The following is a 25,305-nucleotide window of genomic DNA, read 5'->3' as shown; positions in this document are numbered from 1 at the left end:
GAGTTATGCGCTGGTTGGCGTGTTGGGCGTTTTATTGTGCGTCCGTGCGCTGAAGAAATTGCGCCAGTTGCTGCGTCGCCCGAAATTTATCGCCTTCACGCCGCACCATGTGCATCACGAGGGATGTGGCTGTGGGCATCAGCATTTGCCTGATCCTGAACAGCTGCAAAGCGGTGATGACTGGCGCGCCCGGCTGATGATCGTTTTGTCTATGGGAATGCGGCCATGCTCCGGGGCAATTATGGTTTTACTGTTTAGCAAAGTGGTTGGCGTTTTTAGCTGGGGCATGGCGTCGGCGCTGGCGATGGCGGCCGGAACCTCTTTGACGATTACGTCACTGGCTTTGCTGGTACACAGTTTCCGCTCGCTGGCGGTGAGACTTAGCGGACATAAAGCGCCGGTGCTGTGGCGACAGATTGGCTGGACGACGCTGGCATTAGCCGGTGGTGCGGTGCTGATTGCTGCTGCGGTAGTGATGTGGGTGAGCGCGGTGCCGGTGGGGCGAGGGATTAGACCGTTTTAATCAAAGCCGGATGGCGGCTTCGCCTTGTCCGGCCTGTATCAACACGTAAGCCCGGTAAGCATGACACCACCGGGCTGTACTGAATTAACGCTTCAGCGCGTCGCTCAGTTCGTCACGCATGTTAGCCAGCATGGCTTTCACTACGCGCGGATTACCTGCAACGATGTTGCCAGTCGCCATGTAGTTATGACCGCCGGTGAAGTCGCAAACCAGTGCGCCTGCTTCACGAGCAATCAGCTCACCTGCGGCGAAATCCCATGGTTTCAGACCGATTTCGAAGTAACCGTCAACACGTGCAGCGGCAACGTAAGCCAGATCCAGCGCAGCAGAACCTGTGCGGCGGAAGTCAGCGCACTCGGTAAACATCTTGCCAAGAATTTTCATGTAAGACGCGGCGTGCTGTTTCGCTTTGAACGGGAAACCGGTGGCGATGATGGTGCCGTCCAGATCGCGTGCGGTGCTGCCACGCAGACGGTAGCCGTTCAGCTGTGCGCCCTGGCCGCGGGTTGCGGTGAACAGTTCGTTACGCATTGGATCGTAAACAACGGCGACTTCAGTACGGCCTTTAATGCGTACTGCGATGGAAACCGCGAAGTGCGGCAGACGTTTTACGAAGTTGGTAGTGCCATCCAGTGGATCGATAACCCATTGAACATCCTGATCTTCACCAACATGCTCACCGCTTTCTTCGGTGATGATGGTGTGCTGTGGGTAAGATTTGCGAATTGTTTCGATAATAATCGCTTCGGCGGCTTTATCGACGTTAGTCACGAAATCATTGCTGCCTTTCTGGCTGGTTTCTACAGAGTCTGGCGTTTCGTAGTGTTTGGCAATTACATTACCCGCCTTGCGCGCTGCGCGCACGGCGATGGTCAGCATCGGATGCATCGGTCTCTCTCACTGGATGTTAAAGAACGGGAAAACGGCGCAGAGTATAGCAGCGAGTTCGGAATATGTCTTCGTTTTATGATAATATGCCCGAATAATCTTTAGCCGAAGAAATACAATGCTGCAAAATATTCGAATCGTGCTGGTGGAAACCTCTCACACTGGCAACATGGGCTCTGTGGCCCGCGCAATGAAAACCATGGGTTTAACTAATCTGTGGCTGGTAAATCCACTGGTTAAACCGGACTCCCAGGCCATCGCCCTGGCGGCTGGTGCCAGCGATGTGATCGGCAGCGCGCAGATCGTCGACACTCTCGATGAAGCGCTGGCGGGTTGCAGCCTGGTGGTGGGTACCAGCGCGCGCTCCCGTACGCTGCCGTGGCCGATGCTGGATCCGCGTGAATGCGGTTTAAAAAGCGTCTCTGAAGCAACGAACTCGCCGGTGGCGCTGGTGTTTGGACGTGAACGCGTTGGCCTGACCAACGAAGAGCTGCAGAAGTGCCATTATCACGTCGCCATTGCCGCAAACCCGGAATACAGCTCGCTCAACCTGGCGATGGCGGTGCAGGTCATCTCTTATGAAGTTCGCATGGCCTGGCTGGCAACGCAGGAAAGCGACAAGACCGCAGAATACGAAGAAGCTGAGTATCCGCTGGTCGATGATTTAGAGCGTTTTTACGGTCATCTGGAACAAACGCTGCTGTCGACCGGGTTTATCCGCGAAGGACATCCGGGGCAGGTGATGAACAAGCTGCGCCGTCTGTTCACTCGTGCGCGTCCTGAGAGCCAGGAGCTGAACATTTTGCGCGGAATTTTAGCTTCTATAGAGCAGCAGAATAAAGGCAAGTAAGCGTCTTGATGTCGGATGGCTGCACGATTTCCAGGCCGGATTAGCGAAGCGCCATCCGGTAAATGAAAATGGCACTGAAGGTTAAATACCTGACTAAATTAGTCAAGTAAATAGTTGACTGATTTAGTCGGGAATGTCAGACTTGCCCCTGCTATGCAATACCCCCATTTTACAATAAAAAACCCCGGGCAGGGGCGAGTTTGAGGCTAAGTAAGACATGAGACTGACATCAAAAGGGCGTTATGCCGTGACCGCAATGTTGGACGTTGCGCTCAACTCCGAAACGGGCCCGGTACCGTTGGCTGATATTTCTGAACGTCAGGGAATTTCCCTGTCATATCTGGAGCAGCTGTTTTCCCGTTTGCGTAAAAACGGTCTGGTTTCCAGCGTACGTGGACCAGGCGGCGGGTATCTGCTGGGTAAAGATGCCGGCAGCATCGCAGTAGGTGAAGTGATTAGCGCTGTTGACGAGTCTGTAGACGCGACCCGTTGCCAGGGCAAAGGCGGTTGTCAGGGCGGCGATAAATGCCTGACCCACGCGCTGTGGCGCGATCTGAGCGATCGTCTGACCGGTTTCCTCAACAACATTACGTTGGGCGAACTGGTGAATAATCAGGAAGTCCTGGATGTGTCTGGTCGCCAGCACACACATGACGCTCCACGCAGCACCCGCACGCAAGACGCTATCGACGTCAAACTGCGTGCCTAATAAAAATTACGCAATATCTTCTGGTTGCATCAAGGCAGCCAGAAAGATGAAGCGTAAAAAGTATTTCAGAATCAGGCCGGGGTGCCAGACGCCCCGTTAACTCGGTCGTACATCCAGCCGGTTGCCTGGTTCCTTGCATTGAAGCGATGTACGGAGTTTATAGAGCAATGAAATTACCGATCTATCTCGACTACTCCGCAACCACGCCGGTGGACCCGCGTGTTGCCGAGAAAATGATGCAGTGTCTGACCCTGGACGGAAACTTTGGTAACCCAGCGTCTCGTTCACACCGTTTCGGCTGGCAGGCTGAAGAGGCGGTAGATATCGCCCGTAACCAGATTGCCGACCTCGTGGGCGCTGACCCGCGTGAAATCGTCTTTACTTCCGGTGCGACGGAATCCGATAACCTGGCGATTAAAGGTGCAGCCAACTTTTATCAGAAAAAAGGCAAGCACATCATCACCAGCAAAACCGAACACAAAGCCGTGCTGGACACCTGCCGTCAGCTGGAGCGCGAAGGGTTTGAAGTGACCTACCTCGCCCCGCAGCGTAACGGCATTATCGACCTGAAAGAACTTGAAGCGGCAATGCGTGACGACACCATTCTGGTCTCCATCATGCACGTTAACAACGAAATCGGCGTGGTACAGGATATCGCAACCATCGGCGAAATGTGCCGTGCTCGCGGCATCATCTATCACGTTGATGCGACCCAGAGCGTGGGCAAACTGCCTATCGATCTGAGCCAACTGAAAGTTGACCTGATGTCCTTCTCCGGCCACAAAATTTATGGCCCGAAAGGTATCGGCGCGCTGTACGTTCGTCGTAAACCGCGTATTCGTATTGAAGCGCAGATGCACGGCGGCGGTCACGAGCGCGGTATGCGTTCCGGTACGCTGCCTGTGCACCAAATCGTTGGGATGGGTGAAGCTTACCGTATCGCCAAAGAAGAGATGGAAACCGAGATGGCGCGCCTGCGCACTCTGCGTAACCGTCTGTGGAACGGCGTGAAAGATATGGAAGAGGTGTACCTCAATGGTGACCTCGAGCAGGGCGCACCGAACATTCTCAACGTTAGCTTCAACTTTGTTGAAGGCGAGTCGCTGATTATGGCGCTGAAAGACCTGGCTGTGTCCTCCGGTTCTGCATGTACCTCTGCAAGCCTGGAGCCATCCTACGTGCTGCGCGCGCTGGGGATGACCGACGAGCTGGCACACAGCTCAATTCGTTTCTCTTTAGGTCGTTTCACTACCGAAGAAGAGATTGACTACGCCATCAATCTGGTTCGCAACTCCATTGGCCGCCTGCGCGACCTTTCCCCGCTGTGGGAAATGTTCAAACAGGGCGTGGATTTGAACAGTATTGAATGGTCACATCACTAATCGGTACCGATAAGGAGAATTCATCATGGCTTATAGCGAAAAAGTAATCGATCATTACGAGAATCCACGTAACGTGGGTTCTTTTGACAACAGCGACGAGAACGTGGGCAGCGGCATGGTGGGTGCACCGGCCTGTGGCGACGTGATGAAGTTGCAGATCAAAGTCAACAATGAGGGTATCATTGAAGACGCGCGTTTCAAGACTTACGGCTGCGGTTCCGCTATTGCCTCCAGCTCTCTGGTTACCGAATGGGTAAAAGGGAAATCTCTGGACGAAGCACAGGCGATCAAAAATACCGATATCGCCGACGAGCTTGAACTGCCACCAGTGAAAATTCACTGCTCTATTCTGGCTGAAGACGCGATTAAAGCCGCGATTGCGGATTACAAAAGCAAACGTGAAGCAAAATAATTAAGAGTTGAGGTTTTATTATGTCGATTACCTTAAGCGACAGTGCAGCAGCGCGTGTAAATACCTTCCTGGCAAACCGCGGTAAAGGGTTTGGTCTGCGTCTGGGCGTGAGAACCTCCGGCTGCTCAGGTATGGCTTATGTACTGGAATTTGTTGACGAGCCGGCGGCTGAAGATACCGTGTTTGAAGACAAAGGCGTAAAAGTCGTGATCGACGGTAAGAGCCTGCAATTCCTCGACGGTACGCAGTTAGACTTCGTCAAAGAAGGTCTGAACGAAGGGTTTAAGTTCACTAACCCGAACGTGAAAGACGAATGTGGATGCGGCGAAAGCTTCCACGTGTAACGCGCTTACTGATAACCCCACCGTGGTCGCCTGCGCGTGGGGTTTGTTTTACCTGACTCTCTGGTTTTGCCTCATCGAACAACAGAGAATCGATGCCCTGAGAATGTTATGGACTACTTCACCCTCTTTGGCTTACCGGCCCGTTATCAGCTCGATACTCAGGCGCTGAGCCTACGTTTTCAGGATCTGCAACGTCAGTATCATCCTGATAAATTCGCCAGCGGTTCTCAGGCGGAACAACTTGCTGCGGTTTCGCAGTCCGCCACTATCAACCAGGCCTGGCAAACGCTGCGTCATCCTTTGATGCGCGCCGAATACTTGTTGTCTTTACACGGCTTTGATATCCGCAGCGAGCAGCACACGGTGCGCGATACCGCGTTTCTGATGGAACAACTGGAGCTGCGCGAAGAGCTGGACGAGATTGAACAGGCAAAAGACAATCAACGGCTGGATGCGTTTATGCAACGCGTCAGCGAAATGTACAACGTTCGCCATCAACTGATGGTGGAACAGCTGGATTGCGAGACGTGGGACGCAGCGGCAGATACCGTGCGTAAGCTGCGTTTTCTCGATAAACTGCGAAGCAGTGCAGAACAACTCGAAGAAAAACTGCTCGATTTTTAATTTCCGGAAGCGAAAATGGCCTTATTACAAATTAGTGAGCCTGGTCTGAGCGCCGCGCCGCACCAGCGTCGTCTGGCGGTCGGTATCGATTTAGGCACCACCAACTCCCTGGTTGCGACCGTACGCAGCGGCCAGGCCGAAACGCTGGCAGATCATGAAGGTCGCCACCTGTTGCCGTCAGTGGTTCACTATCAGCAGCAGGGCTACTCGGTCGGTTACGATGCCCGCGCCAATGCTGCGCTGGATACGGCAAACACCGTCAGCTCGGTAAAACGCATGATGGGCCGCTCCCTGGCGGATATCCAGGCGCGTTACCCGCATCTGCCTTATTCATTCCAGGCGAGCGAAAACGGCCTGCCGATGATTGAAACCGCTGCCGGTTTGCTTAATCCGGTGCGCGTATCCGCTGACATTCTGAAAGCGCTGGCCGCGCGGGCAACCGAATCGTTGTCCGGCGAACTGGATGGCGTAGTGATCACCGTTCCGGCTTACTTTGACGATGCACAGCGTCAGGGGACGAAAGACGCCGCGCGTCTGGCGGGCCTGCACGTATTGCGTCTGCTGAACGAACCGACCGCTGCGGCGATCGCTTATGGCCTGGATTCCGGTCAGGAAGGCGTGATCGCGGTCTATGACCTTGGCGGCGGTACTTTTGATATTTCTATTCTGCGCCTGAGTCGCGGCGTGTTTGAAGTGCTGGCGACCGGCGGTGATTCCGCGCTCGGCGGCGACGATTTTGACCATCTGCTGGCCGATTACATTCGCGAGCAGGCGGGCGTTGCCGATCGCAGCGATAACCGCGTACAGCGCGAACTGCTGGATGCCGCGATTGCAGCGAAAATCGCACTCAGCGACGCCGATTCTGTGACGGTTAACGTGGCGGGATGGCAGGGTGAAATCACCCGTGAAACCTTTAATGAACTCATTTCCGCACTGGTTAAACGTACGCTGCTGGCCTGCCGCCGTGCGCTGAAAGATGCGGGCGTTGAGCCGCAGGATGTGCTGGAAGTGGTAATGGTCGGTGGTTCAACGCGCGTGCCGCTGGTACGTGAACGCGTCGGTGAATTCTTTGGCCGTACGCCGCTGACCTCTATCGACCCGGACAAAGTGGTCGCTATCGGTGCGGCAATCCAGGCGGATATTCTGGTCGGGAATAAACCGGACAGCGAAATGCTGCTGCTGGACGTTATCCCGCTGTCTCTGGGACTGGAAACCATGGGCGGTCTGGTGGAGAAAGTGATCCCGCGTAACACTACTATCCCGGTGGCGCGTGCGCAGGACTTCACCACGTTTAAAGATGGCCAAACCGCGATGTCCATTCACGTGATGCAAGGCGAGCGTGAGCTGGTGCAGGACTGTCGTTCACTGGCGCGTTTTGCGCTGCGCGGTATCCCGGCGTTGCCGGCAGGCGGCGCGCATATCCGCGTGACCTTCCAGGTCGATGCTGATGGGCTGCTGAGCGTCACCGCTATGGAGAAATCCACCGGCGTTGAGTCCTCGATTCAGGTCAAACCGTCCTACGGTCTGACCGACAGTGAAATCGCCTCCATGATTCAGGATTCGATGAGTTTTGCCGAGCAGGACGTTAAAGCTCGTATGCTGGCAGAACAGAAAGTCGAAGCGGCACGCGTACTGGAGAGTTTATCCGGTGCGCTGAACGCTGATGCCGCGCTGTTAAGCGCCGCAGAACGTCAGGCTATCGACACCGCTGCTACGCATTTGAGCGAGGTAGCACAGGGTGACGATGTTGACGCGATAGAACAAGCCATTAAAAACGTAGACAAACAAACCCAGGAATTCGCCGCTCGCCGTATGGACAAATCCGTCCGTAGCGCGCTGAAAGGCCATTCCGTGGACGAGGTTTAATATGCCAAAGATTGTTATTTTGCCTCATCAGGATCTCTGTCCCGATGGCGCAGTTCTGGAAGCTGAGACCGGCGAAACCATTCTCGACGTTGCCCTGCGTAACGGTATCGAGATTGAACACGCCTGTGAAAAATCCTGTGCCTGCACGACCTGCCACTGCATTGTACGTGAAGGTTTTGATTCTTTGCCGGAAAGCACAGAAGAAGAAGACGACATGCTGGATAAAGCCTGGGGACTGGAGCCGGAGAGCCGTTTAAGCTGTCAGGCACGGGTAACCGAGGACGATTTAGTGGTCGAAATCCCACGTTACACAATCAATCATGCACGTGAGCATTAACAGAGGGTAGTATGGGACTGAAGTGGACCGATAGCCGCGAAATCGGCGAGGCGCTGTACGACGCGTTCCCCGATCTCGATCCCAAGACCGTTCGTTTCACCGATCTGCACCAATGGATCTGTGACCTGGAAGAGTTCGATGATGATCCACAGGCATCGAACGAAAAAATCCTTGAGGCCATTTTACTGGTCTGGCTGGACGAAGCCGAATAAGTCAACGGGCTGCCCACGGGTGGCCCGTTTTCCTGTATGCGCGAAATAAGGATAAATAAAATGACAGAAGCCATGAAAATTACGCTTTCCACGCAACCCGCTGACGCTCGCTGGGGTGAAAAGGCGACATACAGCATTAATAATGACGGTATTACCCTGCACCTGAACGGAAAAGATGATCTCAGCCTTATCCAGCGCGCCGCGCGTAAAATTGACGGCCTGGGGATTAAACATGTCCAACTGGATGGTGAAGGCTGGGATACCGAACGTAGCTGGGCGTTCTGGCAGGGTTACAAAGGACCAAAAGGCACCCGCAAAGTTGAGTGGGCCGCTCTGGACGAGGCGCAGCGCAAAGAGCTGGATAACCGTCTGAAGATTATTGACTGGGTGCGCGATACCATTAACGCACCTGCAGAAGAGCTGGGCCCGGAACAGCTGGCGCAACGCGCGGTAGACCTGCTGTGTGGCGTGGCCTGCGACAACGTCTCGTACCGTATCACCAAAGGTGAAGATCTGCGCGAGCAGAACTACATGGGGCTGCATACCGTAGGTCGAGGCTCTGAACGCCCGCCGGTGCTTCTGGCGCTGGATTACAACCCGACTGGCGACAAAGAAGCTCCAGTTTATGCCTGCCTGGTTGGCAAGGGAATTACCTTTGACTCCGGCGGATACAGCATCAAGCAAAGCGCATTTATGGACTCAATGAAGTCCGATATGGGCGGTGCGGCAACGGTCACTGGTGCGCTGGCGTTTGCCATCACCCGTGGCCTGAACAAGCGTGTGAAGCTGTATCTGTGCTGCGCGGATAACCTGATCAGCGGCAACGCCTTTAAGCTTGGCGATATCATTCACTATCGCAACGGTAAAAAAGTTGAAGTGATGAATACCGATGCTGAAGGGCGTCTGGTACTGGCCGATGGCCTGATCGATGCCAGCGCGCAAAAACCTGAATTGATCATTGATGCTGCCACGCTGACCGGCGCGGCGAAAACCGCACTGGGCAACGATTACCACGCGCTGTTTAGCTTTGATGACCAACTGGCCGCGCGTTTGTTGGCAAGTGCGGCGCAAGAAAACGAGCCGTTCTGGCGTTTGCCGTTGGCAGAGTTCCACCGTAGTCAACTGCCGTCAAATTTTGCTGAGCTGAATAATACCGGCAGTGCGGCCTACCCAGCGGGTGCAAGCACCGCGGCGGGCTTCCTGTCCCATTTCGTGGAAAATTACCAGCAAGGCTGGCTGCACATCGATTGCTCTGCAACCTATCGCAAAGCGCCGGTTGAGCAGTGGTCTGCGGGCGCAACCGGTCTGGGTGTGCGCACCATCGCGAATCTGCTGACCGCATAATTCATGACTGTATTGCCGGATGGCGCTACGCTTATCCGGCTTACATGTATTCATCCAATTTGTGATACTTATGTCCGAAACAAAAAATGAATTAGAAACGTTGCTGGAGCAAGCAGCGACAGAGCCTGCGCATCGTCCGGCATTTTTCCGTACTTTACTGGAATCCACCGTCTGGGTGCCGGGAACTGCCGCAGAAGGCGAGGCGGTGGTAGAAGACAGCGCCCTCGACCTTCAACACTGGGAAAAAGAAGACGGCACGACCGTGATCCCGTTCTTCACCTCCCTGGAAGCCCTGCAACAGGCGGTTGAAGATGAGCAAGCATTTGTCGTTATGCCGGTGCGTACGCTATTTGAAATGACGCTTGGCGAAACGCTCTTTCTCAACGCTAAACTGCCGACCGGCAAAGAGTTTATGCCGCGTGAAATCAGCCTGCTGATGGGGGAAGAGGGGAATCCGCTAAGCACCCAGGAAGTACTGGAAGGTGGTGAATCGCTGATCCTTTCTGAAGTCGCTGAACCTCCGGCGCAGATGATTGACTCACTGACCACGCTGTTTAAAACCATTAAGCCGGTAAAACGCGCATTTCTCTGCTCAATCAAAGAAAGTGCGGAAGCCCAGCCGAATCTGCTGATTGGTATTGAAGCTGAAGGTGATATTGAAGAGATCATCCATGCTGCGGGTAGCGTCGCGACCGATACGTTGCCGGGTGATGAACCCATTGATATCTGCCAGGTGAAGAAAGGTGAGAAGGGCGTGAGTCACTTTATCACTGAGCACATCGCACCGTTCTACGAACGCCGCTGGGGCGGTTTCCTGCGCGACTTCAAACAGAACCGGATTATCTGAGTGAAGGAAAGCCGCCACGAAGGATTATACCTCGCGCACTGAATAATTTTGCCGCTAACTCAGTTGGCTTTTTCTCCCTCAAAAGGGAGTATTAGTGCGCTACGATGAGCCTGCTTTGCTAAAGCAGCACAGCCTGTTGGAAAGGCAGCGAACCGGACTGGCACAAAAAAACCGCTCATTGAGCGGTTTTTTTGTGGGTGAAAAAGATGAGTAAATCAGATTTTATTGAGTCTCAGCCGGTTCTACCGGTAAATCGTTACGCGCGCCCCATTCGCTCCATGCACCGTCATACAATGCGACGTTAGAAACGCCCAGTGTGGCAAGCGCCAGCACAACCACCGCCGCCGTGACGCCTGAGCCGCAGCTGGCGATAATGGGGCGGTCAAAGCTTACGCCGTGGCTGAAGAAAATAGCATCCAGTTCGTCGGTAGTTTTCAGTTCACCGTCACGAACCAGTTCTGTCCACGGTACGTTAAGCGCACCCGGCACATGGCCACGCTTGAGGCCCGGACGCGGCTCGTCAACTTCGGCATTAAAACGCGCAGCCGGTCGGGCATCGACGATCTGCGCCGTTTTTTCATGACTGGCCAGCAGTACGTCGGTAACGCGCACAACCGCTTCAGGCGTAAATGCCACGTTAAATTCACCTTCCGGTAAATCCTCATTTCCTTCTTTGAGCATTAGCTCATCGCGCTGCCAGCCAGCCAGACCGCCCGCCAGAATGGAGACATTCTCGACACCAAATGTCCGCAGCATCCACCATGCGCGCGGCGCGGAAAACAGGTTGCCATCATCGTAGACAACCAGGTGTTTATCCTGATGAACGCCCAATTCGCGCATCGCTACGGCAAAGGCTTCCGGTCGCGGCATCATATGCGGTAGCGGTGACGTATGGTCGGAAAGCGCTTCAATATCAAAAAAGACTGCGCTAGGAATATGGCCTGCACGATACTCCTCGCCAACATCGCGATCTTCCTGTCCTGGAGGTGCCATCCGGGCATCAAGAATTTGTATTTCCGGGTCGTCAATGTGTTCGGCAAGCCAGTCGGCAGCGACAAAAAAGGCGGTGGTCATAGGCATCTCCATTTTTACCAGGTTTTGGCAAATTGTCGGATGTTTAGTGCAATGCGACAAGTAAAAGAGGCTGATTTGTCAGGCGAATCCACATTAATCACGAAAAAATAGGACAACCTGGAACAGTTACTGGCTTCCACAGCCGAAAATCTGACGCATAATAGTTGTTCTACGTAGCTAACGGGCCACTACGGCCAGGGATGAAAAATGAAACATTTACGCGTAGCGGCCTGTATGCTGATGCTGGCACTGGTTGGGTGCGATAATAATAACGAAAAATCACCGACGGCTGCGAAGCCTGATGCGCCTGCACCGCAGACTGCGCCAGCAAAAGATAAGGCCCAATTACAAAAGCTGATTCAGCAAAGCCAGGGCAAGTCGCTGACGTTGCTTGATGCCTCCGAGGTCCAACTCGACGGCGCGGCAACGCTTGTTTTGACCTTTTCCATTCCCCTCGATCCGGAACAAGATTTTTCTCGCGTAGTGCACGTTGTTGATAAAAAAAGCGGCAAAGTGGATGGTGCCTGGGAGCTGGCGCCAAATCTAAAAGAGCTACGCTTACGCCATCTCGAACCTAACCGGGAACTGGTGGTTACCATTGAGCGTGATTTGCTGGCGCTGAATAAAGCGACGTTCGCTATCGATTATGAAAAAAACATTACCACCCGCGACGTCCAGCCAAGCGTAGGGTTCGCTAGTCGCGGATCGCTGCTGCCGGGAAAAGTGATTGAAGGGTTACCGGTGATGGCCCTTAACGTTAATAGCGTGGATGTGAACTTCTTTCGCGTGAAGCCTGAGTCGCTCGGTGCGTTTGTCAGCCAGTGGGAATACCGTAATTCGTTGTCAAACTGGGAGTCAGACAATCTGCTGAAAATGGCGGAGCTGGTTTATACCGGACGCTTTGACCTCAATCCTGAGCGTAACACCCGAGAGAAGCTGCTACTGCCACTGAGCGATATCAAGCCGTTGCAGCAAGCAGGCGTTTACATTGCGGTGATGAATCAGGCCGGACACTATAACTACAGCAATGCTGCTACGCTGTTTACGCTCAGTGATATTGGTGTCTCTGCGCACCGTTACCACAATCAACTGGATGTCTTTACGCAGAGTCTGGAAAACGGCGCTGCGCAGCAGGGTATTGAGGTCACGTTACTCAACGAAAAAGGGCAGACGCTGGCGCAGGCTACCAGTGACGCGCAGGGTCACGTCAAGCTGGAAACCGATAAAGACGCGGCCTTATTGCTGGCCCGTAAAGACGGGCAAACCACGCTGCTGGACCTGAAGCTCCCGGCGTTGGATCTGGCTGAATTTGATATTGCCGGCGCGCCGGGATACAGCAAGCAGTTCTTTATGTTTGGCCCCCGAGACCTCTATCGCCCTGGCGAAACGGTGATCCTCAATGGGTTACTGCGAGATAGCGACGGCAAAACGCTGCCTGACCAGCCGGTGAAGCTGGAGGTCGTTAAGCCCGACGGACAGGTGTTACGCTCGGTAGTGAGCCAACCGGAAAACGGTCTGTATCGCTTTAGCTGGCCGCTGGACAGCAGCGCGCCAACCGGCATGTGGCATATTCGTGCCAATACTGGCGACAACCAGTCGCGGATGTGGGATTTCCACGTCGAAGATTTCATGCCTGAGCGGATGGCGCTCAATCTCACCGCCAATAAAATGCCGGTGGCTCCAACTGATGAAGTGAAGTTCTCGGTGGTGGGCTACTACCTGTATGGCGCGCCCGCCAACGGCAATGCTCTGCAAGGGCAGCTTTTCCTGCGCCCGTTGCGGGAAGCGGTGCAGGCATTACCGGGGTTCCAGTTTGGTAATATTGCCGAAGAAAATCTTTCTCGCAGCCTCGATGAGGTTCAGTTGACGCTGGATGACCACGGTCGCGGCGAAGTGACTACCAGCAGCCAATGGCAGGAGACGCATTCTCCGTTACAGGTGATTCTGCAAGCCAGCCTGCTGGAGTCGGGTGGCCGTCCGGTGACGCGTCGGGTTGAACAAGCCATCTGGCCTGCGGATACGCTGCCAGGTATTCGTCCGCAGTTTGCGGCGAGAGCCGTTTATGACTACCGCACCGATACTACCGTCAATCAGCCTGGCGTTGATGAAAACAGCAATGCCGCTTTTGATATTGTGTATGCCGATGCGCAAGGCGAGAAAAAAGCGGTGTCCGGTTTACAGGTGCGTTTGATCCGTGAACGCCGTGATTATTACTGGAACTGGTCTGAAGGCGAGGGCTGGCAATCGCAGTTCGATCAAAAAGATCTGGTTGAGGGTGAGCAGACCCTGGATCTTAAAGCCGATGAGACCGGTAAAGTCAGCTTCCCTGTCGAGTGGGGTGCCTATCGCCTGGAAGTGAAAGCTCCGAATGATGCGGTGAGCAGCGTGCGCTTCTGGGCTGGTTATAGCTGGCAGGATAACAGCGACGGCAGCGGGGAAGTGCGTCCCGATCGCGTGACCCTGAAACTGGATAAACCCGGCTATCGTCCCGGCGATACCATGAAGCTACACATTGCCGCACCCGCTGCTGGCAAAGGTTACGCGATGGTGGAGTCCAGCGAAGGCCCGCTGTGGTGGCAAGAGATAGACGTACCGACGGATGGTCTTGATATCTCCATCCCGGTCGATAAAACCTGGAATCGCCATGACTTGTATCTCAGCGCGCTGGTGGTTCGTCCTGGCGACAAGTCTCGTTCGGCAACGCCAAAACGGGCAGTCGGCTTACTGCATTTGCCGTTAGGCGATGAAAACCGTCGTCTGGCGCTGGCGCTGGAAAGTCCGGCGAAAATGCGTCCAAATCAGCCGTTGACCGTCAAGATTAAAGCCAGCGTTAAAAATGGCGACGTGCCAAAACAGGTTAACGTGCTGGTCTCAGCCGTTGACAGCGGGGTGTTGAACATTACCGATTACGCCACGCCGGATCCCTGGCAGGCATTTTTCGGGCAAAAACGCTATGGCGCGGATATTTATGATATTTACGGCCAGGTGATCGAAGGGCAAGGACGTCTGGCGGCGCTGCGCTTTGGTGGTGACGGCGATGAGTTAAAACGCGGCGGCAAGCCACCGGTTAATCACGTCAATATCGTAGCGCAACAGGCGCTGCCGGTGACGCTTAACGAGCAGGGCGAAGGTACGGTGACGTTACCAATTGGTGATTTCAACGGCGAGCTGCGGGTAATGGCGCAAGCCTGGACGGCGGATGACTTTGGCAGTAGCGAAAGCAAAGTGATTGTCGCCGCGCCGGTAATTACTGAACTGAACATGCCGCGCTTTCTGGCGGGGGGCGATACCTCGCGCCTGACGCTGGACGTGACCAACCTGACTGACAAACCGCAAACGCTGATTATTAATCTCGCGGCCAGCGGTTTACTGGAGCTGATGGGGCAAGATCCCGCCCCGGTGAATCTGGCGCCAGGCGTACGGACTACGCTGTTTATTCCGGTGCGTGCGCGGGAGGGCTTTGGCGATGGCGAAATTCAGGCGCAAATTAGCGGTCTGAATCTACCGGGTGAAACGCTGCCTGTTCAGCATAAACAGTGGAAAATTGGCGTGCGACCGGCGTTCCCGGCGCAAACTGTTAATTACGGCGTCGCACTTCAGCCGGGCGCAACCTGGCAGCTTCCGGGCCAAGAACTGACGAATTTCTCTCCTGTGACGATGCAAGGACAACTGCTGTTCAGCGGTAAGCCACCGCTGAATCTGGCGCGCTATATCCGTGAACTGAAAGCTTACCCTTACGGTTGCCTCGAGCAAACGGCGAGCGGGTTGTTCCCATCCTTATACACCAATGCCGCGCAGTTGAAGGCGTTAGGTATCGCGGGCGACAGTGATGAAAAACGCCGTGCGGCAGTAGAGATTGGCATCTCTCGTTTACTGCAAATGCAGCGTGATAACGGCGGTTTTGCGCTGTGGGATAAGAACGGGTCGGAAGAGTACTGGCTGACCGCGTATGTGATGGATTTCCTCGTTCGTGCGAATGAACAAGGCTATAGCGTTCCGGCAGAGGTGATTAACCGGGGTAACGAGCGGCTGCTGCGCTATTTGCAGGATCCGGGCATGATGTCGATTCGCTATACCGACGACGCATCAGCAAGCCGGTTTGCCGTACAGGCCTACGCCGCGCTGGTGCTGGCTCGTCAGCAGAAAGCCCCGCTCGGCGCGCTGCGTGAGATCTGGGAGCGTCGTGCACAGGCGGCTTCCGGTTTACCGCTGATGCAACTGGGGATAGCGCTGAAAAACATGGGCGACGCCAACCGCAGTGAACAAGCGTTGACGCTGGCGCTGAATACGCCACGTCGCGATGCGCAGCAGTGGATGGCGGATTACGGCAGTCAGCTACGTGACAACGCGCTGATGCTGGCATTGTTGGAAGAGAACAAGCTTAAACCTGACGTGCAGAATACGCTGCTGAACACCTTGTCAGAACAGGCCTTTGGGCAGCGCTGGCTCTCTACTCAGGAAAACAATGCGCTGTTCCTTGCCGCGCGTACGTTGCAGGACTTGCCTGGCTCGTGGCAGGCGCAAACGTCACTCTCTGAACAGGCGTTAGCCGGGGAGAAATCACAAACGCGTAATCTGGATGCTGACGCGCTGTCTACGCTGAACGTCACCAATACCGGTAATCTGCCGCTGTGGCTGCGTCTGGATGTGAGTGGTTACCCGAAAACCTCGCCGACGCCTGCCAGCAACGTCCTGCACATCGAGCGTCAGATCCTGGGGCTCGACGGGAACAGCAAAGCGCTGGATTCTCTGCGCAGCGGCGAGCTGGTACTGGTCTGGCTGGAGGTGAAAGCCAGCCAGAATGTACCGGATGCGTTGGTGGTTGACTTACTGCCAGCCGGCCTGGAGCTGGAAAACCAGAATCTGGCCAACGGCAGCGCCAGCCTGCAGGACAGCGGCAGCGAGGTAGCGAATTTGCTCAATCAGATGCAGCAGGCGGATATCCAGCACGTTGAGTTCCGTGACGATCGCTTTGTCGCCGCGGTAGCGGTCAACGAAGGGCAGCCGGTGACGCTGGTCTATCTGGCGCGGGCGGTAACGCCGGGGACCTATCAGGTTCCTGTGCCGCAGGTGGAGTCAATGTATGTTCCGCAGTGGCGCGCGACCGGTGCGACAGAGGGGCTTTTGATTGTCAGACCGTAAATGATGCGCGGGTTGTGGAAACGCGGCTGCTGGCTCTGGCTGGCAGCCGTTGCGCTATTGCTGGTAATGGGGGTTTGGGCGGCAGATAAAATCTGGCCGCTGCCGCTTCACGAAGTCGATCCGGCACGTGTCGTGGTGGCTTACGATGGTACGCCGCTATGGCGCTTCGCCGACGCGGACGGCATCTGGCGTTATCCGGTGACTATTGATGAGGTGTCCCCCCGTTACCTTGAGGCGTTAATCAACTACGAAGACCGCTGGTTCTGGAAACATCCCGGCGTCAATCCGTTTTCAGTGCTGCGCGCGGCATGGCAGGACCTCTCCTCAGGTCGCGTCGTTTCAGGCGGTAGTACGCTCACCATGCAGGTCGCACGATTGCTCGATCCCCACCCGCGAACTTTCGGCGGCAAGTTCCGCCAGCTCTGGCGCGCATTGCAGCTGGAATGGCATCTTTCTAAGCGCGACATCCTGACGCTATATCTTAACCGTGCGCCGTTTGGCGGCACGCTGCAGGGCGTGGGTGCTGCGAGCTGGGCCTACCTTGGTAAATCTCCCACACAGTTGAGTTATTCCGATGCCGCGCTGCTGGCCGTGTTGCCGCAGGCACCGAGCCGTCTGCGCCCGGACCGCTGGCCGGATCGCGCTGAAGCGGCGCGCAATAAAGTGCTTGAGCGCATGGCGACGCAGGGCGTTTGGCCTGCCAGACAGGTGCAGGAGTCACGTGAAGAACCGGTCTGGCTGGCGCCCAGACAAATGCCGCAGCTAGCGCCGTTATTCTCGCGCATGATGCTGGGAAAAAGCCGGAGCGATAAAATCGTGACCACCCTTGACGCCGGATTGCAGCGCCAACTGGAAGAGCTGGCGCAAAACTGGAAGGGCCGCTTACCTGCGCGCAGTTCGCTGGCGATGATTGTGGTCGATCACACTGATATGAGCGTACGTGGCTGGGTGGGGTCGGTAGATATGAATGACGACTCCCGCTTTGGCCATGTGGATATGGTGAATGCGATCCGCTCGCCGGGCTCGGTGCTGAAGCCGTTTATCTATGGTCTGGCGCTGGATGACGGATTAATTCACCCTGCTTCATTGTTGCAGGATGTGCCGCGTCGAACCGGAGATTATCGACCAGGGAATTTTGACAGTGGTTTTCATGGCCCGGTGAGTATGAGCGAAGCGCTGGTGCGCTCGCTGAATTTACCCGCCGTGCAGGTACTTGAAGCCTATGGCCCGAAGCGTTTTGCCGCATCGTTACGTAACGTTGGCTTACCGCTGTATCTGCCCGCAGGTGCCGCACCGAATCTGTCGCTGATTTTGGGCGGGGCAGGGGCCAGACTGGAAGACATGGCGGCGGCGTACAGTGCCTTTGCCCGTCAGGGAAAAGCGGGAAAACTGCGCCTGCAGCCAGACGATCCACTGCTGGAGCGTCCGTTGATGTCGGTAGGCGCGGCTTGGATTATTCGCCGCATTATGGCTGACGAAGCGCAACCGCTGCCGGATAACGCGCTGAGCAGAGTGGTTCCGCTGGCGTGGAAAACGGGTACCAGTTATGGCTATCGTGATGCGTGGGCGATTGGCGTTAACGCCCGTTATGTGATGGGTATCTGGACCGGCAGACCCGACGGTACGCCGGTGGTGGGCCAGTTTGGTTTTGCCAGCGCCGTGCCGCTGCTCAATCAGGTCAACAATCTTTTGCTCTCTCGCGGGACAAATCAGCCAGAGGATCCGCGCCCTGAATCCGTTAGCCGCGGCGTAGTGTGCTGGCCGGGCGGGCAGTCACTTGCGCCCGGAGACAGTAACTGTCGACGCCGTCTGGCAACCTGGCTGCTGGACGGCAGCCAGCCGCCCACGTTGTTATTGCCCGAACAGGAGGGCGTGAGTGGCATTCGTTTCCCCGTCTGGCTGGATGATGAAGGCAAACGTGTGGCGGCGGATTGCCCGCAGGCGCGCGAACAAACGTTAATCGTCTGGCCTTTACCGCTGGAGCCATGGCTGCCGGAGTCAGAGCGCCGTGGGGCGAGATTACCGCCGGTTTCTGCCACGTGTCCGCCGCTGGGGCAGGATGCTTCGCTGCCGTTGCAGTTGACAGGGGTTCGTGATGGCGCGATCGTGAAGCGTTTACCCGGTTCTGCGCTGGCCTCATTGCCGGTACAAACCAGCGGTGGGACTGGCGATCGCTGGTGGTTTCTTAACGGTGAACGGCTGGATGAACGCGGACGCCGTCTTACGCTACGGCTGGCGACCAAAGGGGATTATCAACTGCTGGTGATGGATGACGCCGGACAGGTGGCGACGGTGAGATTTTCGTTGCAGTAGACCACCAGGTGACTTTTGTTGCTAAAATTCATCTTATTTTAAAGAAATGTTATCTTCGTCAATAGTCAATTGCCGGGATGCTCTTTATAATCCGCGCCAGGTAAACAACAACAAAACATCTTTTTCCGAGGTAATCATGGCTATTGAACGTACTTTTTCCATCATCAAACCAAACGCGGTGGCAAAAAACGTTATTGGGAGCATCTTTGCGCGCTTTGAAGCAGCAGGGTTCAAAATTGTCGGTACTAAAATGCTGCACCTGACCGTTGAGCAGGCGCGTGGCTTCTATGCTGAGCATGATGGTAAGCCGTTCTTTGACGGTCTGGTTGAATTCATGACCTCCGGTCCTATCGTTGTTTCTGTTCTGGAAAGCGAAAATGCCGTACAGCGTCACCGTGATCTGCTGGGTGCAACCAACCCGGCGAATGCGCTGGCGGGTACTCTGCGTGCAGACTACGCTGATAGCTTCACTGAGAACGGTACTCACGGTTCCGACTCCGTTGAATCTGCCGCGCGTGAAATCGCCTATTTCTTCGGTGAAGGCGAGGTTTGCCCGCGCACGCGCTAATCTCCTGCGTCTTTCACATCGCATCGTTTTCTATGCTTTCAGGGAGGCTCGAACGTGCCGCTTTCCTGCGATGCGAAATCCTTTGGAGAGGAATTAGCGATTTACATATTATTTTCGCTAATGCTTCGTGCAAACGTGGCATCCCTGCGCCAGACTTTGTACAATGCAACGCCCCGGAAGAGCAGAACGCTTGCCGGGGCGTTTCTTTTTAACCCTCCACGGGCCACAACGTGTAACAACGAGGCCGGAAAAAATTATGTCTGAATTAGTTAACACCTCTGAAGTCGTCATTCCTGCGGTTCCAAATAAAAATGGAAAAATCAACCTGCTGGATCTGAACCGTCAGCAAATGCGCGAATTCTTCAAAGATATGGGTGAAAAACCGTTTCGTGCCGATCAGGTCATGAAGTGGATGTACCACTATTGCAGCGACAACTTTGATGACATGACTGACATCAATAAGGTGCTGCGTAACAAGCTGAAAGAAGTGGCTGAAATTCGCGCCCCGGAAGTGGTGGAAGAGCAGCGTTCCTCTGACGGTACGATCAAATGGGCCATCGCGGTTGGCGATCAGCGCGTAGAAACCGTGTATATCCCGGAAGACGATCGCGCGACCCTGTGTGTTTCTTCACAGGTCGGTTGTGCATTAGAGTGTAAATTCTGCTCTACGGCGCAACAGGGCTTTAACCGTAACCTGCGGGTGTCGGAAATCATTGGTCAGGTCTGGCGTGCGGCGAAAATCGTCGGTGCGGTGAAAGCTACCGGCGTGCGTCCTATCACCAACGTGGTGATGATGGGGATGGGCGAGCCGCTGCTCAACCTGACCAACGTGGTGCCAGCGATGGAAATCATGCTGGATGACTTCGGTTTTGGGCTGTCAAAGCGTCGCGTCACGCTCTCCACCTCAGGCGTTGTCCCTGCGCTGGATAAGCTGGGCGATATGATTGATGTCGCGCTGGCGATTTCTCTGCATGCGCCGAACGATGAAATTCGTGACGAAATTGTACCTATCAACAAAAAGTACAATATCGAAACATTCCTCGGCGCGGTTCGTCGTTATCTGGAGAAGTCCAACGCTAACCAGGGTCGTGTGACCATTGAGTATGTGATGTTAGATCACATCAATGATGGTACTGAACACGCGCATCAGTTGGCAGAGCTGCTGAAAGATACGCCGTGTAAGATTAACCTGATCCCGTGGAACCCGTTCCCTGGCGCGCCGTATGGCCGTAGCTCTAACAGCCGTATCGATCGTTTCTCCAAAGTGTTGATGAGCTATGGTTTCACTACCATCGTGCGTAAAACACGTGGCGATGACATCGATGCAGCCTGCGGTCAGCTGGCGGGTGATGTTATCGACCGTACCAAGCGTACTCTGCGTAAGCGTATGCAGGGCGACGCTATCGATATCAAGACCGTTTGATGTTGAGTGCACTACGGTATAATTCATGTACCGTAGTGCAACGTAAGCCAAATGAGGTTTTTTGTTGTTGTCGTCAGGTCAATAATAACGGTGCGTTTTTGTCGACTTTAAGGCAGTATGTAGCGGCGCAACAAGCCTTTAGCCCTCAGGTTTACGTTGTTTTGTCTTTGATAGTCTGACCGTTTTATACTGTCTGACGAAGGTTAACTGACCAGATGTTTCGCGGTGTGGGTGAGCATTGTGGCTCGCCGGCATCAGAACCCAAATTTACGCAGCTGTAGCGAATGAATACTGAAGCCACGCACGACAAAAATGAAGCACTATCCACCGGCGTTCGTCTGCGCAATGCCCGTGAACAACTCGGATTCAGCCAGCAGGCAGTCGCGGAGCGACTTTGCCTGAAGGTCTCCACGGTACGTGATATTGAAGAAGATAAGGCACCAGCCGATCTCGCTTCAACATTCCTGCGCGGGTATATCCGTTCTTATGCGCGTCTGGTGCATATTCCTGAAGAAGAACTGTTGCCAGGGCTGGAAAAACAGGCTCCGATTCGCCCAGCCAAAGTCGCACCGATGCAGAGCTTCTCGCTCGGTAAGCGTCGTAAGAAACGTGACGGCTGGTTAATGACCTTTACCTGGCTGGTGCTGTTTGTCGTTGTCGGACTGACGGGAGCCTGGTGGTGGCAGAACCATAAGGCGCAGCAGGAAGAGATCACCACCATGGCCGATCAATCCTCCGCTGAGCTGAATGCCGGTAAAGATGGTGCGCAGAACGTACCGTTAGATACCAGCGCCGCAGCGGGCCAGGATACTACCCCGGCTCCAGACGATGGCGCGGTGGCGGACGCAGCGCCTACGCCAGATGTTGCTGCAACCCCGGCACCTGCCGCTGATGCGCAGCAGAATGCCGTTGTGGCACCTTCTCAGGCTAACGTCGATACCGCAACTGCTGCGCCAGCTACCGCGGCGCCGCTGCCGACTGACCAGGCGGGTGTCACTACCCCAGCAGCCGATCCTAACGCACTGGTAATGAACTTTACTGCCGATTGCTGGCTGGAAGTGACCGATGCGACCGGAAAAAAACTGTTCAGTGGTATGCAGCGTAAGGACGGCAATCTGAATCTGACGGGTCAGGCGCCGTACAAACTGAAAATTGGCGCTCCGGCGGCAGTGCAGATTCAGTTCCAGGGTAAACCTGTCGATCTGAGTCGTTTTATCAGAACTAACCAGGTTGCGCGTCTGACCGTTAATGCCGAACAATCACCGGCTCAGTAACAGACGGCAATGCGGGAGATTTTTTAATGCATAACCAGGCTCCAATTCAACGTAGAAAATCGACACGCATTTACGTTGGGAACGTGCCGATCGGCGATGGCGCGCCCATCGCCGTACAGTCTATGACCAATACGCGTACCACAGATGTGGAAGCGACGGTTAATCAGATCAAAGCGCTGGAACGCGTCGGCGCAGATATTGTTCGTGTCTCTGTACCGACAATGGATGCAGCAGAAGCGTTCAAGCTTATCAAACAGCAGGTTAATGTCCCGCTGGTTGCCGATATTCACTTCGACTATCGTATCGCGCTGAAGGTGGCGGAATACGGCGTCGATTGCCTGCGTATCAACCCAGGCAATATCGGTAATGAAGAGCGTATTCGCATGGTAGTGGACTGCGCTCGTGATAAAAATATTCCTATCCGTATCGGCGTCAACGCCGGATCGCTGGAAAAAGATCTGCAGGAAAAATACGGTGAACCGACGCCGCAGGCGCTGCTGGAATCCGCTATGCGCCATGTGGATCACCTCGATCGACTGAACTTCGATCAATTCAAAGTCAGCGTTAAAGCGTCTGACGTTTTCCTCGCTGTTGAATCCTATCGCCTGCTGGCGAAACAGATCGATCAACCGCTGCATTTGGGGATCACCGAAGCCGGTGGCGCACGCAGTGGGGCGGTAAAATCAGCGATCGGTTTAGGATTGCTGTTGTCCGAAGGGATCGGCGATACGCTGCGTGTCTCTCTGGCGGCGGATCCGGTGGAAGAGATCAAAGTTGGCTTCGATATCCTGAAATCGCTGCGCATTCGTGCCCGCGGGATCAACTTTATCGCCTGCCCAACCTGCTCGCGTCAGGAGTTCGACGTTATCGGTACGGTGAACGCGCTGGAACAACGTCTGGAAGATATCATTACGCCAATGGATGTTTCGATTATCGGCTGCGTGGTGAACGGTCCTGGCGAAGCGCTGGTTTCTACGCTGGGCGTCACGGGCGGTAACAAGAAAAGCGGTCTGTATGAAGACGGCGTGCGTAAGGATCGACTCGATAACGACGATATGATTACGCAGCTTGAAGCCCGCATTCGCGCCAAAGCGAGTATCCTGGACGAAGCGCGTCGTATTGACGTGCAGCAGCTTGAAAAATAACAACGTGATGGGAAGCGGCGTGCTTCCCGTGTATGATTGAACCCGCATGGCGCCCGCATTGTTCGGGTTAGCGCTGAGGGTTCATTTTTATATTCATAAAGAGAATAAACGTGGCAAAAAACATTCAAGCCATTCGCGGCATGAACGATTATCTGCCTGGCGAAACCGCCATCTGGCAGCGCATTGAAGGCACTCTCAAAAACGTGCTCGGCAGCTACGGTTACAGTGAAATCCGCTTGCCGATTGTAGAGCAGACCCCGTTATTCAAACGCGCGATCGGTGAAGTCACCGACGTGGTTGAAAAAGAGATGTATACCTTTGAGGACCGTAATGGCGACAGCCTGACGTTGCGTCCTGAAGGGACTGCGGGCTGCGTACGCGCCGGCATCGAACATGGTCTCCTGTACAATCAGGAACAGCGTCTGTGGTATATCGGGCCGATGTTCCGCCACGAACGTCCGCAAAAAGGGCGCTATCGTCAATTCCATCAGCTGGGTGTCGAAGTGTTTGGCCTGCAAGGCCCGGACATCGATGCTGAACTGATTATGCTGACCGCTCGCTGGTGGCGCGCGCTGGGTATTTCTCAGCATGTCAGCCTTGAGCTGAACTCAATTGGTTCGCTTGAAGCCCGCGCTAACTACCGTGATGCGCTGGTCGCCTACCTGGAACAGCACAAAGAGAAACTGGACGAAGACTGCAAGCGCCGTATGTACACTAACCCGCTGCGCGTTCTCGACTCCAAAAACCCGGAAGTACAGGCGCTGCTCAACGACGCACCTGCGCTGGGCGACTATCTTGATGACGACTCTCGCGAGCACTTTGCGGGCCTGTGCAAACTGCTGGAATCCGCAGGTATTGCCTACACCGTCAATCAGCGTCTGGTTCGTGGTCTTGATTATTACAACCGCACCGTATTTGAGTGGGTTACCAGCAGCCTGGGCTCTCAGGGTACCGTGTGTGCCGGTGGGCGTTACGACGGTCTGGTAGAGCAACTTGGCGGTCGCGCAACGCCGGCCGTGGGCTTTGCCATGGGTCTGGAACGACTTGTTTTGTTAGTTCAGGCAGTTAATCCGGAATTTAACGCAGATCCTGTTGTCGATATATACCTGGTCGCTTCGGGGGCGGATACGCAGTCGGTTGCAATGCGGCTTGCAGAACGTCTGCGCGATGAAGTTCCTGGTGTGAAACTGATGACAAACCACGGTGGCGGCAACTTTAAGAAACAGTTCGCCCGCGCCGACAAGTGGGGCGCCCGCGTTGCACTGGTACTGGGCGAGTCCGAAGTGGCTGACGGTACTGTTGTAGTGAAGGATTTGCGCTCTGGTGAGCAAACGGCAGTAGCGCAGGATAGCGTTGCCGCGCATTTGCGCACTCTACTGGGCTAAGGAGAAGGACAGCGTGGAAATTTACGAGAACGAAAACGACCAGATTGATGCAGTAAAACGCTTCTTTGCTGAAAACGGCAAAGCGCTGGCTGTTGGGGTCATTTTAGGGGTTGGCGCGCTGGTTGGCTGGCGTTACTGGACCAGCCATCAGACGGAGTCCGCACGCTCTGCTTCTCTGGCATATCAAAATACGGTGACTGCGGTTAGCGCGGGTAAACCGGATAGTCTTCCTGCTGCAGAGAAATTTGCCGCAGAAAACAAAAATACCTACGGCGCGTTAGCTTCACTGGAACTGGCGCAGCAGTTTGTTGACCAAAATGAACTTGAGAAAGCCGCAAGCCAGCTGCAACAAGGCTTAGCAGCGACCAGCGATGAGAATCTCAAAGCGGTGATTAACCTGCGTCTGGCGCGTGTTCAGGTTCAGCTTAAACAGGCTGATACCGCGCTGAAAACACTCGACACCATTAAAGGTGAAGGGTGGACGGCCATTGTTGCCGACCTGCGCGGTGAAGCATTGCTGAGCAAAGGCGATAAACAAGGTGCGCGTAGCGCATGGGAAGCGGGCGTGAAAAGCGATGCCTCTCCTGCTCTGAGCGAAATGATGCAGATGAAAATCAATAATTTGTCCATCTGAGAGGGACCC

Annotated in this window: 21 protein-coding genes and 1 pseudogene; 20 read left to right on the top strand and 2 right to left on the bottom strand. The window is 54.9% G+C overall.

Going from position 1 to position 25,305, the window contains the following annotated elements:
* A pseudogene (locus KQJ19_RS01675) lies at positions 1-523 on the top strand (nickel transporter); the annotation flags it as partial.
* Positions 524-607: 84 nt separating this feature from the next.
* On the opposite strand, the gene suhB reads toward KQJ19_RS01675, so the two are convergent.
* Positions 608-1,411, bottom strand: a complete 804-nt coding sequence (gene suhB, locus KQJ19_RS01670) for an inositol-1-monophosphatase (RefSeq protein ID WP_046275219.1) — start codon at positions 1,409-1,411, stop codon at positions 608-610.
* 118 nt (positions 1,412-1,529) lie between these two features.
* On the opposite strand from suhB, the gene trmJ reads away from it, so the two are divergent.
* From trmJ to sseB, 11 genes are all read left to right on the top strand, one after another.
* Positions 1,530-2,261: a tRNA (cytosine(32)/uridine(32)-2'-O)-methyltransferase TrmJ gene (gene trmJ / locus KQJ19_RS01665; RefSeq protein WP_016157139.1), complete on the top strand. Its 732-nt coding sequence runs from the start codon at positions 1,530-1,532 to the stop codon at positions 2,259-2,261.
* A gap of 217 nt (positions 2,262-2,478) precedes the next feature.
* Complete coding sequence (gene iscR / locus KQJ19_RS01660; RefSeq protein WP_005120405.1) at positions 2,479-2,970, top strand: Fe-S cluster assembly transcriptional regulator IscR; 492 nt, start codon at positions 2,479-2,481, stop codon at positions 2,968-2,970.
* 167 nt (positions 2,971-3,137) lie between these two features.
* A complete protein-coding gene (gene iscS / locus KQJ19_RS01655) occupies positions 3,138-4,352 on the top strand; it encodes a cysteine desulfurase (protein ID WP_016154009.1) in 1,215 nt (404 codons plus the stop codon).
* A 25-nt stretch (positions 4,353-4,377) separates the two neighbouring features.
* On the top strand, positions 4,378-4,764 hold the full coding sequence (gene iscU / locus KQJ19_RS01650; protein ID WP_002913991.1) for a Fe-S cluster assembly scaffold IscU: 387 nt from the start codon (positions 4,378-4,380) through the stop codon (positions 4,762-4,764).
* Positions 4,765-4,784: 20 nt separating this feature from the next.
* Positions 4,785-5,108 carry an iron-sulfur cluster assembly protein IscA gene (gene iscA / locus KQJ19_RS01645; RefSeq protein WP_003835203.1) on the top strand — a complete coding sequence of 108 codons (324 nt, stop codon included), beginning with the start codon at positions 4,785-4,787 and terminating at the stop codon, positions 5,106-5,108.
* 108 nt (positions 5,109-5,216) lie between these two features.
* On the top strand, positions 5,217-5,732 hold the full coding sequence (gene hscB, locus KQJ19_RS01640) for a co-chaperone HscB (RefSeq protein WP_049282294.1): 516 nt from the start codon (positions 5,217-5,219) through the stop codon (positions 5,730-5,732).
* Between the two features lie 15 nt (positions 5,733-5,747).
* Positions 5,748-7,598 (top strand): Fe-S protein assembly chaperone HscA, encoded by a 1,851-nt coding sequence (hscA, locus tag KQJ19_RS01635; RefSeq protein ID WP_181633403.1) that lies wholly within the window; start codon positions 5,748-5,750, stop codon positions 7,596-7,598.
* Position 7,599: 1 nt separating this feature from the next.
* On the top strand, positions 7,600-7,935 hold the full coding sequence (fdx, locus tag KQJ19_RS01630; protein WP_003037690.1) for an ISC system 2Fe-2S type ferredoxin: 336 nt from the start codon (positions 7,600-7,602) through the stop codon (positions 7,933-7,935).
* An 11-nt stretch (positions 7,936-7,946) separates the two neighbouring features.
* The gene (gene iscX / locus KQJ19_RS01625) at positions 7,947-8,147 is read left to right on the top strand and encodes a Fe-S cluster assembly protein IscX (protein ID WP_003037694.1); all 201 of its coding nucleotides are present in this window, start codon (positions 7,947-7,949) and stop codon (positions 8,145-8,147) included.
* Between the two features lie 60 nt (positions 8,148-8,207).
* Positions 8,208-9,491, top strand: coding sequence for an aminopeptidase PepB (pepB, locus tag KQJ19_RS01620; protein ID WP_016157137.1), 1,284 nt, complete (start codon positions 8,208-8,210; stop codon positions 9,489-9,491).
* Positions 9,492-9,561: 70 nt separating this feature from the next.
* Positions 9,562-10,338: an enhanced serine sensitivity protein SseB gene (gene sseB, locus KQJ19_RS01615; protein WP_016157136.1), complete on the top strand. Its 777-nt coding sequence runs from the start codon at positions 9,562-9,564 to the stop codon at positions 10,336-10,338.
* 222 nt (positions 10,339-10,560) lie between these two features.
* Here sseB and sseA read toward each other — a convergent pair whose 3' ends face one another.
* Entirely contained in the window at positions 10,561-11,412 is an 852-nt protein-coding gene (sseA, locus tag KQJ19_RS01610; protein WP_216403279.1) for a 3-mercaptopyruvate sulfurtransferase, read from the bottom strand.
* A gap of 207 nt (positions 11,413-11,619) precedes the next feature.
* On the opposite strand from sseA, the gene KQJ19_RS01605 reads away from it, so the two are divergent.
* From KQJ19_RS01605 to KQJ19_RS01570, 8 genes are all read left to right on the top strand, one after another.
* Positions 11,620-16,554, top strand: coding sequence for an alpha-2-macroglobulin (locus KQJ19_RS01605; protein WP_216403278.1), 4,935 nt, complete (start codon positions 11,620-11,622; stop codon positions 16,552-16,554).
* Positions 16,555-18,867, top strand: a complete 2,313-nt coding sequence (gene pbpC / locus KQJ19_RS01600) for a peptidoglycan glycosyltransferase PbpC (RefSeq protein WP_216403277.1) — start codon at positions 16,555-16,557, stop codon at positions 18,865-18,867.
* A gap of 136 nt (positions 18,868-19,003) precedes the next feature.
* The gene (gene ndk, locus KQJ19_RS01595) at positions 19,004-19,435 is read left to right on the top strand and encodes a nucleoside-diphosphate kinase (RefSeq protein ID WP_003037710.1); all 432 of its coding nucleotides are present in this window, start codon (positions 19,004-19,006) and stop codon (positions 19,433-19,435) included.
* Between the two features lie 256 nt (positions 19,436-19,691).
* Positions 19,692-20,858: a bifunctional tRNA (adenosine(37)-C2)-methyltransferase TrmG/ribosomal RNA large subunit methyltransferase RlmN gene (locus KQJ19_RS01590; protein WP_016154002.1), complete on the top strand. Its 1,167-nt coding sequence runs from the start codon at positions 19,692-19,694 to the stop codon at positions 20,856-20,858.
* Positions 20,859-21,142: 284 nt separating this feature from the next.
* A complete protein-coding gene (gene rodZ / locus KQJ19_RS01585; RefSeq protein WP_016154001.1) occupies positions 21,143-22,132 on the top strand; it encodes a cytoskeleton protein RodZ in 990 nt (329 codons plus the stop codon).
* A gap of 26 nt (positions 22,133-22,158) precedes the next feature.
* The gene (ispG, locus tag KQJ19_RS01580) at positions 22,159-23,277 is read left to right on the top strand and encodes a flavodoxin-dependent (E)-4-hydroxy-3-methylbut-2-enyl-diphosphate synthase (protein WP_016154000.1); all 1,119 of its coding nucleotides are present in this window, start codon (positions 22,159-22,161) and stop codon (positions 23,275-23,277) included.
* 110 nt (positions 23,278-23,387) lie between these two features.
* A complete protein-coding gene (gene hisS, locus KQJ19_RS01575) occupies positions 23,388-24,662 on the top strand; it encodes a histidine--tRNA ligase (protein ID WP_016153999.1) in 1,275 nt (424 codons plus the stop codon).
* A 13-nt stretch (positions 24,663-24,675) separates the two neighbouring features.
* Positions 24,676-25,296 (top strand): YfgM family protein, encoded by a 621-nt coding sequence (locus tag KQJ19_RS01570; protein ID WP_016157128.1) that lies wholly within the window; start codon positions 24,676-24,678, stop codon positions 25,294-25,296.
* The last annotated feature ends 9 nt before the right edge of the window (positions 25,297-25,305 follow it).

The organism is Citrobacter sp. S46_ASV_140 (genome assembly GCF_018919545.1).
In the GTDB taxonomy this organism is placed as follows: domain Bacteria; phylum Pseudomonadota; class Gammaproteobacteria; order Enterobacterales; family Enterobacteriaceae; genus Citrobacter; species Citrobacter braakii.
Note: the sequence above shows the minus strand (reverse complement) of the source record. Positions and strands in the feature narration are given on the sequence as shown.

Excerpts from the sequence above, each read along its gene's own strand:
- iscA (WP_003835203.1), top strand. The coding sequence starts at position 4,785 with ATGTCGATTACCTTAAGCGACAGTGCAGCAGCGCGTGTAAATACCTTC.
- sseB (WP_016157136.1), top strand. The coding sequence starts at position 9,562 with ATGTCCGAAACAAAAAATGAATTAGAAACGTTGCTGGAGCAAGCAGCG.
- hscA (WP_181633403.1), top strand. The coding sequence starts at position 5,748 with ATGGCCTTATTACAAATTAGTGAGCCTGGTCTGAGCGCCGCGCCGCAC.
- suhB (WP_046275219.1), bottom strand. The coding sequence starts at position 1,411 with ATGCATCCGATGCTGACCATCGCCGTGCGCGCAGCGCGCAAGGCGGGT.
- trmJ (WP_016157139.1), top strand. The coding sequence starts at position 1,530 with ATGCTGCAAAATATTCGAATCGTGCTGGTGGAAACCTCTCACACTGGC.
- KQJ19_RS01590 (WP_016154002.1), top strand. The coding sequence starts at position 19,692 with ATGTCTGAATTAGTTAACACCTCTGAAGTCGTCATTCCTGCGGTTCCA.
- pbpC (WP_216403277.1), top strand. The coding sequence starts at position 16,555 with ATGATGCGCGGGTTGTGGAAACGCGGCTGCTGGCTCTGGCTGGCAGCC.
- fdx (WP_003037690.1), top strand. The coding sequence starts at position 7,600 with ATGCCAAAGATTGTTATTTTGCCTCATCAGGATCTCTGTCCCGATGGC.
- hscB (WP_049282294.1), top strand. The coding sequence starts at position 5,217 with ATGGACTACTTCACCCTCTTTGGCTTACCGGCCCGTTATCAGCTCGAT.
- ndk (WP_003037710.1), top strand. The coding sequence starts at position 19,004 with ATGGCTATTGAACGTACTTTTTCCATCATCAAACCAAACGCGGTGGCA.
- iscS (WP_016154009.1), top strand. The coding sequence starts at position 3,138 with ATGAAATTACCGATCTATCTCGACTACTCCGCAACCACGCCGGTGGAC.
- ispG (WP_016154000.1), top strand. The coding sequence starts at position 22,159 with ATGCATAACCAGGCTCCAATTCAACGTAGAAAATCGACACGCATTTAC.
- iscU (WP_002913991.1), top strand. The coding sequence starts at position 4,378 with ATGGCTTATAGCGAAAAAGTAATCGATCATTACGAGAATCCACGTAAC.
- iscR (WP_005120405.1), top strand. The coding sequence starts at position 2,479 with ATGAGACTGACATCAAAAGGGCGTTATGCCGTGACCGCAATGTTGGAC.
- pepB (WP_016157137.1), top strand. The coding sequence starts at position 8,208 with ATGACAGAAGCCATGAAAATTACGCTTTCCACGCAACCCGCTGACGCT.
- iscX (WP_003037694.1), top strand. The coding sequence starts at position 7,947 with ATGGGACTGAAGTGGACCGATAGCCGCGAAATCGGCGAGGCGCTGTAC.
- rodZ (WP_016154001.1), top strand. The coding sequence starts at position 21,143 with ATGAATACTGAAGCCACGCACGACAAAAATGAAGCACTATCCACCGGC.
- sseA (WP_216403279.1), bottom strand. The coding sequence starts at position 11,412 with ATGACCACCGCCTTTTTTGTCGCTGCCGACTGGCTTGCCGAACACATT.
- KQJ19_RS01605 (WP_216403278.1), top strand. The coding sequence starts at position 11,620 with ATGAAACATTTACGCGTAGCGGCCTGTATGCTGATGCTGGCACTGGTT.